The organism is Marinobacter sp. G5_S1_61_S3 (assembly GCF_054968585.1).
On sequence record NZ_JBQKUK010000014.1, the window covers coordinates 78,408 to 93,997 of the forward strand.

The 15,590-nt window shown below is 58.0% G+C and carries 15 protein-coding genes; 13 read left to right on the forward strand and 2 right to left on the reverse strand.

Features of this window, described 5'->3' with window-relative positions:
• Window positions 1–22: 22 nt before the first annotated feature.
• The 11 genes from ACTRWH_RS14870 to lipB all read left to right on the forward strand — a co-directional run bounded on the left by ACTRWH_RS14870 (window position 23) and on the right by lipB (window position 10,055).
• Window positions 23–1,279 (forward strand): glutamate-5-semialdehyde dehydrogenase, encoded by a 1,257-nt coding sequence (locus ACTRWH_RS14870; RefSeq protein ID WP_036203825.1) that lies wholly within the window; start codon window positions 23–25, stop codon window positions 1,277–1,279.
• 6 nt (window positions 1,280–1,285) lie between these two features.
• Entirely contained in the window at window positions 1,286–1,918 is a 633-nt protein-coding gene (gene nadD / locus ACTRWH_RS14875) for a nicotinate-nucleotide adenylyltransferase (protein WP_036203830.1), read from the forward strand.
• A gap of 88 nt (window positions 1,919–2,006) precedes the next feature.
• The gene (rsfS, locus tag ACTRWH_RS14880) at window positions 2,007–2,357 is read left to right on the forward strand and encodes a ribosome silencing factor (RefSeq protein WP_036203834.1); all 351 of its coding nucleotides are present in this window, start codon (window positions 2,007–2,009) and stop codon (window positions 2,355–2,357) included.
• Between the two features lie 2 nt (window positions 2,358–2,359).
• Entirely contained in the window at window positions 2,360–2,830 is a 471-nt protein-coding gene (gene rlmH, locus ACTRWH_RS14885; protein ID WP_075194938.1) for a 23S rRNA (pseudouridine(1915)-N(3))-methyltransferase RlmH, read from the forward strand.
• Between the two features lie 14 nt (window positions 2,831–2,844).
• Window positions 2,845–4,737 (forward strand): penicillin-binding protein 2, encoded by a 1,893-nt coding sequence (mrdA, locus tag ACTRWH_RS14890; RefSeq protein WP_075194939.1) that lies wholly within the window; start codon window positions 2,845–2,847, stop codon window positions 4,735–4,737.
• Window positions 4,737–5,879: a rod shape-determining protein RodA gene (rodA, locus tag ACTRWH_RS14895; RefSeq protein ID WP_136633907.1), complete on the forward strand. Its 1,143-nt coding sequence runs from the start codon at window positions 4,737–4,739 to the stop codon at window positions 5,877–5,879. Before mrdA ends, rodA begins: the two co-directional genes overlap by 1 nt.
• A 138-nt stretch (window positions 5,880–6,017) precedes the next feature.
• A complete protein-coding gene (gene mltB, locus ACTRWH_RS14900; protein WP_169052536.1) occupies window positions 6,018–7,043 on the forward strand; it encodes a lytic murein transglycosylase B in 1,026 nt (341 codons plus the stop codon).
• Window positions 7,043–7,912, forward strand: coding sequence for a septal ring lytic transglycosylase RlpA family protein (locus tag ACTRWH_RS14905; RefSeq protein ID WP_036203849.1), 870 nt, complete (start codon window positions 7,043–7,045; stop codon window positions 7,910–7,912). Before mltB ends, ACTRWH_RS14905 begins: the two co-directional genes overlap by 1 nt.
• Before the next feature lie 31 nt (window positions 7,913–7,943).
• Window positions 7,944–9,110 carry a D-alanyl-D-alanine carboxypeptidase family protein gene (locus ACTRWH_RS14910; RefSeq protein ID WP_075194943.1) on the forward strand — a complete coding sequence of 389 codons (1,167 nt, stop codon included), beginning with the start codon at window positions 7,944–7,946 and terminating at the stop codon, window positions 9,108–9,110.
• Between the two features lie 32 nt (window positions 9,111–9,142).
• A complete protein-coding gene (locus ACTRWH_RS14915) occupies window positions 9,143–9,412 on the forward strand; it encodes an HP0495 family protein (protein ID WP_036203854.1) in 270 nt (89 codons plus the stop codon).
• 4 nt (window positions 9,413–9,416) lie between these two features.
• Window positions 9,417–10,055, forward strand: a complete 639-nt coding sequence (gene lipB, locus ACTRWH_RS14920) for a lipoyl(octanoyl) transferase LipB (protein ID WP_036203857.1) — start codon at window positions 9,417–9,419, stop codon at window positions 10,053–10,055.
• 36 nt (window positions 10,056–10,091) lie between these two features.
• Here lipB and ACTRWH_RS14925 read toward each other — a convergent pair whose 3' ends face one another.
• Window positions 10,092–11,180, reverse strand: coding sequence for a GGDEF domain-containing protein (locus tag ACTRWH_RS14925; RefSeq protein WP_228210429.1), 1,089 nt, complete (start codon window positions 11,178–11,180; stop codon window positions 10,092–10,094).
• A gap of 259 nt (window positions 11,181–11,439) precedes the next feature.
• Between ACTRWH_RS14925 and ACTRWH_RS14930 the strand changes: the two genes are divergently transcribed.
• Window positions 11,440–12,882, forward strand: coding sequence for an ABC1 kinase family protein (locus ACTRWH_RS14930; protein WP_075194944.1), 1,443 nt, complete (start codon window positions 11,440–11,442; stop codon window positions 12,880–12,882).
• Here ACTRWH_RS14930 and ACTRWH_RS14935 read toward each other — a convergent pair.
• A complete protein-coding gene (locus tag ACTRWH_RS14935; RefSeq protein WP_036203863.1) occupies window positions 12,825–13,265 on the reverse strand; it encodes a YqaA family protein in 441 nt (146 codons plus the stop codon). The two genes, ACTRWH_RS14930 and ACTRWH_RS14935, sit on opposite strands and share 58 nt — an antisense overlap.
• Window positions 13,266–13,370: 105 nt before the next feature.
• Here ACTRWH_RS14935 and ACTRWH_RS14940 point away from each other — a divergent pair, with 105 nt between their 5' ends.
• Window positions 13,371–15,497, forward strand: coding sequence for a methyl-accepting chemotaxis protein (locus tag ACTRWH_RS14940; protein ID WP_036203866.1), 2,127 nt, complete (start codon window positions 13,371–13,373; stop codon window positions 15,495–15,497).
• Window positions 15,498–15,590: the final 93 nt, after the last annotated feature.

The window sequence follows — 15,590 nt, forward strand, 5'->3', positions numbered from 1 at the left end:
ATTAACATTGAAAGGTAATCGGATGGATATTGCAGCTTATATGGCGGAGGTAGGACAGCAGGCACGGCAGGCCGCGAGGGCTGTGGCCCGCTCCACAACGGCTGTTCGCAACCAGGCGTTGCTGGCAACAGCCGAGGCTCTGGACGCTGCGCGCGATGAGCTTGCCACAGCCAATGCCAGGGATCTGGAGGGTGGCCGTGCCAATGGTCTTGAAGCAGCGATGCTGGATCGGCTGGAGCTGACCCCGGCGCGCATCGATGCAATGATTGAAGGGCTGCGCCAGGTGGCCTCGTTGCCGGATCCGATTGGTGAAATTACCGATATGACGTATCGACCCTCCGGAATACAGGTTGGTCGCATGCGTGTGCCGTTGGGTGTTATCGGTATTATCTACGAATCCCGGCCCAACGTGACTGTAGAGGCTGCCAGTCTGTGCCTGAAGTCCGGCAACGCCACCATTTTGCGCGGGGGCTCCGAGGCCATTCATTCCAATCAGGCCATCGCAGCCTGCCTGGCCAAGGGGTTGAAGGAATCAGGACTGCCAGAAAGTGCCGTACAGGTCGTGAAAACCACCGACAGGGCGGCTGTCGGCGAACTGATTACCATGCCCCGGTTTGTGGATGTGATAGTCCCCAGAGGTGGTAAGGGACTGATTGAGCGGATCAGTCGTGATGCGCGCGTACCTGTAATCAAGCATCTTGATGGTATCTGTCACGTGTACATCGACAGTCATGCTGATCCCGAAAAAGCCCTAAACATCGCGGTGAACTCCAAGACCCAGCGGTACGGCACCTGCAATACCATGGAAACACTGCTGGTGGACCAGGAAATTGCGGCCGATATTCTGCCCTTGCTGGCGGACGCCTTCCGGGACAAAGGCGTGGAGCTCAGGGGCTGCCCGCAGACAATGGATATTCTCCCCGATGTTGTTCGTGCCACCGAGGACGACTGGGGTACGGAATACCTGGCCCCGGTGCTTGCGGTAAAAGTGATCGACGGGCTTGATGGCGCCATTGAGCATATCAATCGTTATAGCTCTCAGCACACAGACAGCATCGTCACGGAAAACTATACCCGGGCCCGTCGATTCCTGACGGAAGTGGATTCCAGCTCCGTCATGGTCAATGCGTCGACCCGTTTTGCGGATGGTTTTGAGTATGGTCTCGGTGCGGAAATCGGCATCTCCACAGACAAGATTCACGCCCGTGGGCCGGTTGGCCTTGAAGGTCTGACATCACAGAAATACGTGGTGTTTGGCGACGGCCACATCCGGACCTGATTGCGCATGCATGTGATCTATGGCGGCACCTTCGACCCGATACATCATGGCCACCTGCGGCTCGCGGTCGAACTAAGGGAGCGGTTGGGGGTGTCGGAAGTGGCTTTGATGCCTTGCCACGTGCCTCCTCACCGTGACGTGCCGGGTGCCACGAGTGCGCAGCGTCTGGCTTTGCTGGAGCTGGCCATTGCCGGCGAGCCCGGGCTGACTCTGGATGATCGCGAGTTGGGGCGGGAAGGCGCGTCTTACACCGCGGAGACGTTGACGCAACTGAGGGCGGAGATCGGCCCCGACAAACCGCTCGCCATGGTTTTGGGTACGGATTCCTTCGCCGGTTTCGACCGCTGGCAGGAGTGGGAGCGGATTCCCGAACTGGCTCACATTGTCGTCGTGCAACGTCCGGGGCCAGGTCTGGCACCGGACGGTGTGCCGGCGAAATTATTGAGCCAGCGGTCAGTCGAGCGGGTAGAGGCCTTGTTTCGCGCGCCTTGTGGCCATATTTTGCAACTCGACCCACCGTTGCTTGATATCTCTGCGACCGGTATTCGCGATCGGATTCTTTCCGGCCATTCTCCCCGTTACCTGCTGCCCGACCCGGTGTGGCGGGAAATTCAACGCCAGAGACTATACGGCGCATGACCGGACGGGAACTTTTAGTGCTACAATCCCGTCTGAATATGACTTTTCGGGTGGCTGCCTTCGCCGCTGCCCGTCCAACAGGGTGATTATGCAGGCAGAGCAACTGAAAGAACTGGTCGTGGGTGCGCTTGAGGACGTCAAAGCGCAGGACGTAAGCATCATTGATGTCAGGGGGAGAACCAGCGTAACGGACTACATGGTCCTTGCGTGTGGCACCTCCAATCGGCATGTGAAATCCCTGGCGGATTCGGTGTTGTCCGAAGCGAAGGAGCAGGGGGTTCGTGCCAGCAATGTGGAAGGCGCCAATGCGAGTGACTGGATTCTGGTTGATCTCGGCGACGTGGTGGTTCACGTCATGATGCCGGCAACCCGAGAGTTCTATGACCTCGAACGCCTCTGGCGTGATGCTCCCGATCTGGGTGTTGCGGGTAGCGAATAATCATGCGGTTACGCCTGGTCTGTGTAGGGCAGAAAATGCCCGAGTGGGTCAGCCAGGGGTATAATGAGTATGCCCGCCGGATGCCGCCGGAGTTGTCCCTTGATCTGGTGGAAATTCCCCTGGCCCATCGTGGCAAGAATCCGGATATTCCCAGGCTGATGCAGCGTGAGGGGGACGCAATCCTGTCGGCATTGGGCCCTCGTGACCGGGTGATTGCCCTGGAAGTTGGCGGCCGCAACTGGTCCACTGAAAAATTGGCCGGTCAGCTTGAGAACTGGCAGTTGGATGGTCGCGACGTCAGCTTTCTTGTCGGCGGGCCGGATGGTCTCGCCGACATCTGCCGGGACAGGGCTGATCAGCTGTGGTCGCTGTCTGCCTTGACCCTGCCGCATCCATTGGTGCGGATCCTTCTAGCCGAGCAGCTCTACCGCGCCTGGTCCGTCACTCGCAACCATCCTTATCACCGGGCCTAGGAAGCCAAGCCAATATGCCCTGGGGAGAGTTCAAAGACATCGCAGCCGAACGGCGCCTGTTCCAGCGTCGTGCATTCGTCATGCTGTTACTGGTCTTTGTATTGCTGGGCGTGTTGATTGCCCGGATGTATCAACTGCAGGTTGTAGAACACGACATCTACACCACGCTTTCCGACAAAAACCGTGTTCAGGTACAGTCCGTGGCGCCTCCCCGCGGGTTGGTCTATGACCGCAACGATGTCTTGCTGGCCGAGAACCGCCCGGTTTTCAGTGTGACGCTGGTACCGGAGCGTGTCGGCGACATGGAACAAACCCTCGCAAAACTCCAGGGCATGCTGAGCATTTCCGAGGAGGATATGGAGCGCTTCCAGCGTCGGCTGCTTGAGCCTCGCCGTCCGTTCCAGGAATTGCCCCTGCGTTACGATCTGGATGAACAGGAAATCGCGCGCCTGGCGGTTCACCGCCACGAATTGCCGGGGGTTGAGGTATCCGCGGAACTGGTTCGGTACTACCCCCATAGTGAGCTGACGGCCCATGCCTTGGGGTACGTCGGGCGTATCAACCGTCAGGAACTTCAGCGAATTGACCCGGTGAACTACGCAGGCACCAACTATATTGGCAAATCCGGAGTGGAGCGTTTCTACGAAGAGCTCCTGCACGGGCAAGTCGGCTACCAGCATGTAGAAACCAATGCTCGGGGCCGAACTCTGCGTGTGCTTGAGCGAGAAAACCCGGTAGCAGGTGAGGATATACAGCTACATTTAGATCTGCGGCTCCAGCGGCTGGCCCATGAGCTGCTGGATGGCCGACGTGGTGCCATTATTGCTATTGAGCCCTCCACTGGAGGCATTCTGGCGCTGGCGAGCGTTCCGGGCTTTGACGCCAATCTATTTGTGACCGGCATCGGCGTGGAGGCCTATCGATCACTCAGTCAGAGTCCCGATAAGCCCCTGTTCAACCGGGCTTTGCGTGGGCAGTACTCTCCGGCGTCGACGCTTAAACCTATGCTGGCAATCGCAGCACTCGACAGCAATGCCACCACCCGTGACAGGACGATATGGGACCCGGGTTATTACCAGTTGAAACCCGGCGGGCGCCGCTGGCGGGACTGGAAACGGGGTGGTCATGGGTGGGTCGACCTGAAGTCAGCAGTGGCTCAATCCTGTGATATTTACTTCTACGAAGTCGCAGTCGATATGGGGGTGGATACCATGCACCGCTACTTGTCCGATTTCGGCTTTGGTGAGGATGCTACCCTGGACGTTGCCGGGGCCCTGAGCGGTTTGCTGCCGTCCAGCGATTGGAAACGCGCTATACATAATGAGCCCTGGTATCCGGGAGACTCGGTAAACCTCGGTATCGGTCAGGGGTTTATGCTGGCGACGCCACTGCAATTGGCAACGGCCACGTCGGTGATCGCGAACCGTGGGAACTGGGCCGAGCCAAGGCTATTGAGAGATGTAAAGGGTGACCATTCGGTTGAGGAAGTGTTGCCCACCGGCACCCATCAATCGATTGAGCTTGAGAACCCGGACGACTGGGAGTTTGTTGTAGAGACCATGGCTGAAGTCATGCATGGTAGCCGCGGGACGGCCCGAGGGGCGGCCCGCGGCGCGACGTATCGAATGGCCGGAAAAACTGGTACCTCCCAGGTATTTAGCCTGGCGGAAGATGAAGAGTACGACGAAGAGGAGATCCGTGAGCGATTACGGGATCATGCTTTGTTTGTTGGCTTTGCACCGGTAGAGAATCCCCAGATTGCCGTTGCTGTCATTGTAGAAAACGGTGGAGGTGGTAGTGGAACGGCTGCGCCTGTCGCTCGGGCGATGTTTGACGCCTGGTTGTTGGATTTCCCCGCAGAAGGCGATGAACTCGTTGTGGGTTCATCCGGGGAGAGGGGTAACTGATGTCAGCGGGAAGCCTGTTTAACCAATCTGCGCGTCACCCCCTGTCTAGCCCGAGGGGGATCTGGTCGGCGTTGCATATTGACCCGATTCTACTGTTCCTGTTGCTGACCCTTATTGCAGGCGGGTTATTTGTTTTGTACAGCGGGGCCGACCGCAACCTGGAGGTTGTGAAAGCACAGGGCATCCGGATGGGCGTGGCCCTTGTGGTGATGTTCGTGTTCGCCCAGCTTGACCCGGCTGTGTTCCGGCGTTGGTCGCCCTGGTTGTTTGCTGCCGGCCTGATAGGACTGGCAGCGGTATTGCTGGTTGGCGTTGGTGCCAAGGGCGCGCAGCGTTGGCTGGCCATTCCCGGGCTGCCCCGTTTCCAGCCTTCGGAGCTGATGAAGCTGGTGGTGCCGATGATGGCCGCCTGGTACCTTTCGCGCCATTACCTGCCTCCCAGACTCCGCCATGTTGCGGTGGCGTTGCTCATTGTGTTGGCGCCCATGGCAATGATCATCCTGCAGCCGGACCTGGGAACCTCGTTACTGGTCGGCGCCGCAGGGATATTCGTGGTGTTTTTTGCCGGTATGGGCTGGCGCCTGATTGGCGCCTTTCTTGCCATGGTGTCAGTGGCGGCGCCACTGATGTGGTTCTTCGTTATGCGCGAGTATCAGAAGCAGCGCGTACTGACTTTGCTGGATCCTCAGAGCGATCCGCTTGGCGCCGGCTGGAACATTATCCAGTCCAAGACCGCTATTGGCTCGGGGGGCATGGATGGCAAGGGGTGGCTCCAGGGCACACAGTCCCATCTTGAGTTTCTTCCTGAGAGCCATACCGACTTCATCGTTGCGGTGCTGGCGGAGGAATTTGGCTTTGTGGGCATGCTGGTTCTTCTGGTGCTCTACCTCCTGATTGTTCTGCGGTGCCTGTACATTGCGTCGACGGCACAGGATTCCTTCAGCCGGCTGTTGGCGGGCGCGCTGACGATGACGTTTTTTATCTACGTCTTCGTCAATGTGGGTATGGTCAGTGGCCTTCTGCCGGTGGTGGGCGTGCCGCTACCGTTGGTCAGCTATGGTGGAACGTCAGGGGTAACGCTGATGGCGGCGTTTGGGGTGTTGATGTCGGTTCATACCCATAGACGGATGATCAGTGCGTGATGACCGGGCACCGACCATGGACAGGGAGTAATGGTTGCCGGGTCCGCAGCCATGGTAATCTTGGCCGCGATAACGGGCCGCAGCTGTGGTGACGTTGTATTGATAAGGTTCTCGAGTCGAAGCCAGTCAAGGGGATTCATGAAAGCTGTCAGGTATTGGTTAGGTGTCGGATGGGTGATGGTGTGCTTTGCCTCCCCTTTACAGGCCGGTCCCTACAATGAAACACCTGAAAGCCGTGAATTTGTTCGTGAGATGTCGGAACGCTACGGATTTGAGGCCGAACGTGTGTCTGCAATACTGGCCAACGCGCAGCGCCGTGATTCGATATTGGAAGCCATCAGCCGACCGGCTGAGAAAACCCTTGAGTGGCACGAATACCGTCGGATCTTTATGCGTGATGAACGCATAGAGCAGGGCGTCAGTTTCCTCAGGAAACATCAGGAAGCCTTTGAGCGCGCCGAACGTGAGTACGGTGTACCGGCGTCAATCGTTGCGGCGATTATCGGCGTCGAAACCTGGTATGGCACCTACAAAGGAAAGTATCGGGTGCTCGATGCCCTTGCCACTCTGGCATTCGACTATCCGCCCCGGAGTCGTTTTTTTCGCAGCGAGCTTGCCCAGTATTTGCTGATGACCCGTGAACAGGGCTTCGACCCTATGGCGTTGACGGGTTCCTATGCGGGGGCGATGGGGTACGGTCAGTTTATCTCCAGCAGCTACCGGCATTACGCGCTTGATTTTGACGGTGATGACGTTGCAGACATCCTGACCAATCCCGTGGATGCCATCGGCAGTGTCGCCAATTATTTCCACGCCCATCGTTGGCAAACGGGTGAGCCTGTGGCAGAACGGGTGAGTGACAGTCTGCCAAAGAGCTCACCATTGCTGACCAGGGAACTGCGGCCGACGTTGACGGTCAATGACTATCGGCAGGCGGGTATCGTCCCGAAAATGGATGTGCCCGGCGACGCCAAAGCCAGAGTGATCCGTCTCGTCGGGGGCGAGGGCTCTGAACTATGGCTGACCTACCATAACTTTTACGTGATAACCCGCTACAATCACAGTCATCTATACGCCATGGCGGTGCACCAGTTGGCAGGTGCGCTCGAAGAGCGGATGCGGCCGCTGGCAAATGAAAACAATGGGGATAGTAACAACTCGTGATGAAACGCCATGTTTTACTGCTGGTTTTCGGGGTGCTGGTGCTGGTCGGGTGCGCATCATCGCCCGAACCTGACCATTCCTCCCGCTACACCCTGAGCCAGGACCGTGCGCCTTCAGGCAACTTTGATGCATCGGGGCTTGCCGATGCCACGCCTCGATTTGAGGAGCCGCGCCGCGCTGGAAACAAATCCCCTTATCAGGTCTGGGGCAAGGAGTATCACGTTCTGGGCAATAACGATGGTTATGTTCAGCGCGGCACCGCGAGCTGGTATGGTGAGAAGTTCCATGGACACAAAACCTCGAATGGAGAGGTTTTTGACATGTACGAGATGTCGGCGGCGCACAAAAGTCTGAGAATCCCGGGATACGCCCGGGTGACCAACCTCGATAACGGTCGCTCGGTGGTGGTTAGGGTCAACGACCGTGGCCCCTTCCACGGGGATCGCCTGATTGACCTCTCCTATGCCGCGGCCAAAAAGCTGGGTTATCAGGGCAGGGGTACGGCGAGGGTTGAGGTGGCTGCCATCACGGTGAATCGTGACGGCTCGATGACGCTTGCCGGCAAGCCGTTCCCGGAATCTGGAGCTCCGGTGGATGCCGAACGCCTGAAGGATCCCGGGCCGGGCAGCGAGGCCCTGTTTGTGCAACTGGGGTCGTTCAGCCAGCGTAACCCGGCCGAGGCCCTTCTGGATAGGGCGCGGCGTGCAGTCGCAAACCCAATGCGGGTGAGGGAAGTGGAAACGGCTTCCGGCCGCTTTCACCGCGTTCAGGTCGGGCCGTTCAGGGACGAGGATGAAGCCCTGAGAGCCCAGAGCCTGCTTGAAAATCACGGATTTGGTCAGTCAATACTTCTGACCGACACTCATTGAACCAGTCACTTACTTGAAACTGAATGGACCCATGGCACTAAATAAAGCGTTCCGAGCCTTCTCTGCTGTTCTGCTCCTGATTCTGCTTCCGGCTATGCCGGTTGCGGCCCAGGCTGTTCTGATTCCGTCATCACCGCAGATCGCGGCGAGTTCCTATATCCTGATGGACCCGCTTTCCGGACGGATTATCATGGAAGAGAACAGCCATGAGCGTCTGCCCCCGGCCAGCCTGACCAAAATGATGACGGCCTATATCGTGGAACGGGAGCTGGACGAGGGGCGGATTTCCCTGTCCGACATGGTGCCCATCAGCGTGAACGCCTGGCGAACCGAGGGTTCACGGACCTTCGTTAAAGAAGGGACGGAAGTGTCGGTCGAGAACCTGCTAAAGGGCGTCATCATTCAGTCTGGGAACGATGCCTCAGTGGCGCTGGCCGAGTATATTGCCGGCAGTGAAGGGGCGTTCGTCGACATCATGAACCAGCAGGCGCAGATACTGGGGATGAACGAGTCCAGTTTTGCCAATGCTACCGGCTTGCCTGCCCCGGATCATTTCTCCACTGCCTACGATCTGGCCCTTTTGGCAAAGGCGATTATCAACGACTATCCGGAAAACTACCCGCTGTATGCCCAGAAACACTTCACTTACAACAATATCCGTCAGCCAAACCGGAACAGCCTTTTGTGGCGTGACGACAGTGTTGATGGGCTGAAGACCGGCCATACCGAGGAAGCCGGTTACTGCCTGGTGGCGTCAGCCAAGCGCAACGACACCCGCCTGATTGCTGTGGTGATGGGAACAGACAGCACCTCGTCCCGCGCCCAGGAAGTCCAGAAAATGCTGAACTACGGCTTCCGCTATTACCAGAGCGAGCGCCTGTTCCGCACTGGCCAGGAACTGTTGGAAGCGCGCGTATGGGGCGGGGCAAGCGATAGCCTGTCCGTAGGACTGACAGAAGATGTTTACGTCACCATTCCCCGAGGCTCAAGGGATTCCCTGGAATCCACCGTTGAACTCGACTCAGTGATCAAGGCGCCCATTTCCATGGGCGACGAATTGGGCCGGGTGACCGTCAAGCTCGGCGATGATGTGGTCGTGGATCAGCCGGTGCTGGCACTCAGCGATATCCCGGAAGGTGGTTTCTTCAAGCGGATCTGGGACGCCATCAAACTATTCTTTGTTCAGCTCTTTGAGTAAGGGCGCGAGTGGCCTGTAGGAGATAAACCGGGATGAGCGAACCAAAGGCACCCAAAATCGAGTTTCCCTGTGACTACGTGATCAAGGTTATCGGGGACGCCGCGCCAGACTTTGTGGAGTTTGTGGTGGGCGTCGTGGAGCAGCATGCACCTGGCATTTCGAACGATGACGTTACGGTGAAAGACAGTCGCGGCGGTCGGTTTGCCTCGGTAAACCTCAAGATCGTTGCCACGGGCGAGCCGCAGTTGAAAGCTCTGTTCGAGGAACTCAAGGCCAGCGGCCGGGTTCATATGGTGCTGTAACCTGATGGCCGAGCTGATCGTTCGTGACCTGGGTGAACAGCCCTACCTGGAAACCTGGGAGGCGATGAAATCGTTCACGGCCTCGCGAGACGCCTCCACGCCCGATGAACTCTGGCTGCTGGAACACCCAAGGGTCTACACCCAGGGGCAGGCCGGCAAAGCCGAGCACATACTGGCCCCCGGTGATATCCCGGTGATACTGGTGGATCGCGGTGGCCAGGTGACGTATCACGGCCCTGGCCAGCTTGTGGTTTACCTGATGATAGACCTGACTCGCCACCGCCTGGGAATTCGCTCCCTGGTTGATGTCATTGAGCAGGCCATTGTCCGGACCCTTGCGGGGATGGGTGTGGCGGCAGCGCCGCGTCCGGATGCGCCGGGTGTCTATGTGGAACAAGCGAAGATTGCGTCGCTGGGGCTGCGTGTAAGGCGAGGATGTTCGTTCCACGGCCTGGCCCTGAACGTGGCCATGGACATGGAGCCGTTTCGCCGGATCAACCCCTGTGGCTATGCTGGCATGGCGATGTGTCAGGTCAGCGACTTCGTCCCCGGGGCAACCGTTGCCGGTCTTGCTCCTGCTCTGTCGGATGAGTTGGTTAATGGCCTGGCGGGTGGCGCTGTTCGACGGGTAACGGGCTGGTAATGCGAAGCCCAAGTACCGATTGAGGCGGTTGCCTTGCTAGCCGTGTATACCCTCGAAATCACACACCTTGTTACGCCCCAGGGTCTTGGCTCGATAAAGTGCTTCGTCGGCGCGCTGTAGCAGTCGGTCCACAGACTCTGCGCCGTGGATAGTGGCGACTCCGACACTGATAGTGGTGTTGATGCTCCCGCCCTGGGTCTCTATAGGCGTTGATGCAATGGTCTGGCGTATGCGATTGGCCGTCTGGACGGCCTCAACGGTGTCGGTCTCAGGCAGCAATACCAGGTATTCTTCTCCTCCCCAGCGCGCCAGCGTATCGACCTTCCGGCTGTGTTCCCGCAAGGTCCTGGCTACCATCACAATGGTTTCATCCCCCACCTGATGACCATGGTTGTCGTTGACAGACTTGAACAGATCAATGTCCATCAACAACACCGAGAAACCGCGCGAATTGCGTAAGTAACGCTGATACTCAGCTTCCAGTTGCTCGTGGGCTTCACGTCGATTGGCGAGCCCCGTTAACGCATCGTGTTTAGCCGCATATTCAAACTCCGCAGCCAGTTTCAGCAGCCCCAGTTTGCTGCGCCGCCGGCTCTGGTCCAGGACGTAGCAGGTGGACATCTCAAACCCCAGTACCGCAAGCATGGTGAGTCGGAAGCTGGTGCTGTACGGCGAATCGAATACCAGGTCCCCGAGTGGGCTGAATAGCAAGGCAACCCCCGCAAGTCCGCCGGAACAGGCAAGCACGCCCACTTTCGCTTCGCTGATGTAGAAGATGATGGGTGGATAGGCAAACAGCCAGATAATGGCAGAGCCGTCCTCCACCGCATTGACTGCCAGATAGGTGAAGAGGATCGTGATCGCGGTAATAAAGCCGCGGCGTTGCAGAGTACTGTTGCGACTGAGCAGATAAACAATACCATTGACACTGAGCAGCACGGCAAAGACGATCAGGGCTGTGGCGGAGCCGGGAATTCCGCGATCCAGGGATCGCCATGCGAAAAACAGCAGGATGGGGACCGCTGCCAGAGTAAGCCAGCCGATCAACATCGGAACCGGAATTTCACCCTTCACCCGGAACTGTGACAGTTTGGTGTCGGAGGGTCTGCTGGTGATCTGAGTCATTGTTGCTGTCTTGTTGTTTTTGGGCATCAGTGGCCAGGTCATCGACCACATTTTTATACTAAACCGCTTTGGACGTGGGGTCTGTGTAAAAACGTAAAACCTTTCGCCAACCACAGAAGTAAACACAGAAGAGGCGGTTTGCATTGGCCCCAAGGGCAAGGAATCGACGGCACGCCGGTTAGGTTTGCGGGCCCGGGTATCCGTATAATGGTTATAAAGGCTGATAGCGCCAACACTTACAGAACCGAGCAGGTTTTTGATGGCATCCAGACCCAAAAGCACATCTGTTGCACGTATCAAGACCGGCAGCTTTGAGCGTCGGCTTACCCTCACCAGGGCGGGGCTTTTCGCAGGCACCCGGATGGCCTCCCATATGGCCACCAACTGGTTCAGCAGCAAGGACAAGCGGGAGGCCCGGCACCGGGCTATGCTATCCAGCCAGGCGGAATTCCTGGTGGACGAGTTGGGCAAGCTCAAGGGCAGTGTCGTCAAGATCGGGCAGGTGATGGCTCTCTATGGCGAGCACTTCCTGCCTGAGGAAGTAACCGAAGCACTGCACACCCTGGAAGACCAGACCACCTGGCTGGAATGGCCGTCGATCGAGCGTGTGCTTAAGGCTGAACTGGGTGCTGACCGTTTGGCGGAACTGGACGTGGATCCCGACCCGATTGGTGCGGCTTCGCTGGGGCAGGTTCATCGAGCGCGCCGGCGTAGCGACGGGTTGGAACTGGTGCTCAAGGTCCAGTACCCCGGCGTTGACGAAGCAGTCGACAGTGACCTTAACGCAGTTGCACATCTGCTCAAGATAGCCCGCCTGGTCTCCTTCGGCCCCGAGTTCAACGACTGGCTGGAAGAAGTGCGGGACATGATGCACCGGGAGGTGGATTACCGCCTTGAAGCCCGTACCACCGAAAAGTTCCGCCAGATGCTGCTGGACGATCCTCGTTTTGTGGTGCCCCGTGTTCTGGACGAGTACTGCACGGCCCATGTCATCGCCTCCACCTACGAGCCGGGCCACTCAGTGAGTTCAGTGGCGGTAAGGGAGCTTGCTCTTGATCGTCGCAGCGAGTTGGGCCGCGCCGCACTGGAATTGTTCTTCCGTGAGCTGTTCATCTGGGGTGAAATCCAGACCGATCCCAATTTCGGCAATTATCGGATCCGCATCGCTGGCGAGGAAGGCGCGAACAGCGAAACTGACCAGATAGTGCTACTGGATTTCGGGGCGGTACAGGCCTACTCCGCGAGCTTCCTGGATCCGGTCATCCAGATGATCCGCTCCTCCTACGAAGGCGACCTGCCGGGGGTGGTTGATGGCGGTATCCGGTTACGTTTCATGAGCCAGGATTGGCCCGAGGACGTTCTGGACACGTTCGGCAAGGTTTGCATGTCGGTATTGGAACCTCTCTCCAGGGATCGCAGCAACTGGCCCGATGAGGCAGTGAACGACCGCGGCCAGTACCGCTGGAAGCAGAGTGACTTGCCGTCGCGGGTGGCGCGCCAGGCCGCGCGATCAGCCATCAGCCGCTATTTCAAGGTGCCGCCGAAAGAATTTGTATTCCTGAACCGAAAGTTGATTGGTGTCTATACGTTCATCGCGGTGCTGAATGCGGAATTCAACGGTGAGGATCTGCTCCGGGAATACCTCTACGGTGATCCCGGCACCCCCGATGCTTCCAGCACCAACCAGATGACCAAGCCGTAGCGCAATCCCTTGCCAATGGCCACCAGGATCACAAAGTTGAGCCATGGCACGCGCATGATCCCGCCAACCAGGGTCAGTGCGTCGCCTCCCAGTGGCAGCCAGCCCAGAAGCAGTGACCATTGCCCGTAACGGTTGAAGCGGGTGCGGGCCTTTTCGAGCTGGGATTCGGAGATCGGAAACCAGCGTTTGTGCTTAAAGCGATCCACCTGCCGGCCGATAACCCCATTAATAACCGAACCTGCGGTGTTGCCCGCCGTTGCCCAGAACCATATCCACCAGAGCGAATAGCCTTGAGTCACCATGCCGCCAAGGAGAATTTCCGAATAGGCCGGCAGTATTGTTGCTGCGGCCAGTGCGGTCATGAACAAAGTGAGATAGGCCAATGGACGCTCCTGGTGAGATGAATGCCGATCAGGCTCTAATGGCAGCCGTGCCTTCAGGGCACTAAGCTGATAATGAATCCCTATCTGAGACAGGTTGCTGTACCAATGAAAAAACTGTCACTGCGTTTCAAACTCTATGCCCTGGTTATTACGCTGCTGCTGGTTATGGGAATCAGTATTGTGGTGACCGCCCAGCTTTCCCTGGGACAGATGGAGCAGCGAATCACCTCCGAAACCCGTGACACGGTGCGCAGCCTTGCCGTCGACCGGTTGAGCGCAACCGCCGGGAAATACGGTGAGGTTGTCAGCGGCATGTTTGCCACAGCGTATCGGACACCGGAAGTCGTCCGCAACGTCATCAGCCGGAATATACAGACGGACAGCTCCGGCCGCATCAGCCGCGTTGCCCTTCAGGAAACGGTGGGTGCGGTACTGGAAGAGCAGGATGGGCTGAGCTCGATCTATGCCCAGTTCGAACCGGATGCCTACGACGGCCAGGACCGCTACTTCACCGGTGGCGTTGAAGAGCACAGCAGCGATGAAGGCACCCTGGAAATCTATTATTACCGCTCTCCCGACGGCGATGTGGTCTTCAGTCGCACTGAGGATCCGGCTACCAAGTATCTGGATAACCGGAATGAGTTCGGTATTCGCGAGGCGGAATGGTACTTGTGTTCCAAGGATACCCTGTCCCCTTGCATCATGGAGCCTTACGAATACGAAATTGAAGAGGGCTATACCGAACTGATGACCAGCCTGGTCGTGCCCATTATGAACGGGAGCGAGTTTGCGGGCGTGGCCGGCGTTGACCTCAACCTGTCAACGCTCCAGAAAGCGATCCAGAATGTCAGCGATAACCTCTATGACGGCGCATCAAGGGTGACCCTGCTGAGCAGTAAGGGGCTGATTGCTGCATCCAGCCACTACAGTGAACATCTAGGCCGGCCGTTGTCAGAAGCATTGCCTGAGCAGGCTGAAACATACGCTTCCCTGCACAATGACGGCGGTACCTACGACGATGGCGACACGCTGGCCGTGTCTTACCCCATCGAGATTGACCTGCCGGATGCCCAGTGGTCACTGTTGATCGAATTACCACGTCAGACCGCGCTGGCGGATGTCGCCGAAATCACCGGCCTGCTGTCCAGCGAGGTGGATACCACCGCCGGGCGTCAGACCATGGTGGGTGTACTGGTGTCGGTAGTGGCGATCCTGATTCTGGTGGTGCTGGTTCGCTCGGTAACCAAACCCTTGAACGAAATCCGTGACCGGATGAAGAACCTGGCCAGTGCTGAAGGGGATCTGACCAGTGAGTTGAACATTGATACCCACTCGGAGCTGATCGAGCTGGCCGGCGGGTTCAACCAGTTCCTGGGCCGGTTACGTGAAATGATCAACGACCTGAAAGATGTCAACGCCAAGGTCAGCCAGCAGGCGGCAGACGTGGATGTGATCGCCAAGGAAACGGATGAGCAAACCGAAAGCCAGCATCAGGACATCGAAAGCGTGGTTACCGCCATGAACGAAATGTCCGCCGCTGCCAGTGAAGTGGCAGGTTTCGCGGGTGAGGCAGCTGAAAACGCGCAGATGGCCCAGGATGGCATCCGTTTTACCCAGGATACGCTGACGTCTGCCCTGGACGGCGTGGGTGCATTGGCGGGCGATATGGATGAGGCCAGCACTGCGATAGGGCAGGTTGCCACTCGCAGTGAGGACATTAACCGTATTATCGAAGTGATCCGGGGAATCGCGGAACAGACCAACCTGCTGGCGCTGAACGCCGCCATTGAAGCGGCGCGAGCGGGGGAGCAGGGGCGTGGCTTTGCGGTTGTGGCAGACGAGGTCAGAACACTGGCGTCCCGTACCCGTGAGTCCACCGATGAGATCAGTCAGATGATTGATGGCCTTCAAAGCGACGTGGGCGGAGCCGTTACCGTGATCAAGGGTGGCGTTGATCGCGCCACCAGAGCGGTGGAGGGAACCCGTGAAGCGGACCATTCTCTGGCCTCAGTAGTTGAGCGCATAGCAACCATTGTGGAACACGTCACCCATGTGGCCACGGCAGCGGAAGAGCAAAGTTCTGTCAGTGAAGAGATCAACCGCAACCTCACCCGTATCGGTGACGCCGCCAACGATCTTCGGGCATTGGCGCAACGGGTCAGTGGCAGCGGGCAGACACTGGATGAGCAAGTGAAAGTGCTGGAGACGGAGTTGAGCCGCCTGAAAACCTGAACACACGGTTAGGTAAGGCTGCACCGAGAAACACCGGTAGCGCTGGATACATCAGTCCAGGCTATCGGCGCCATTCAGTTCATTAATTTTATT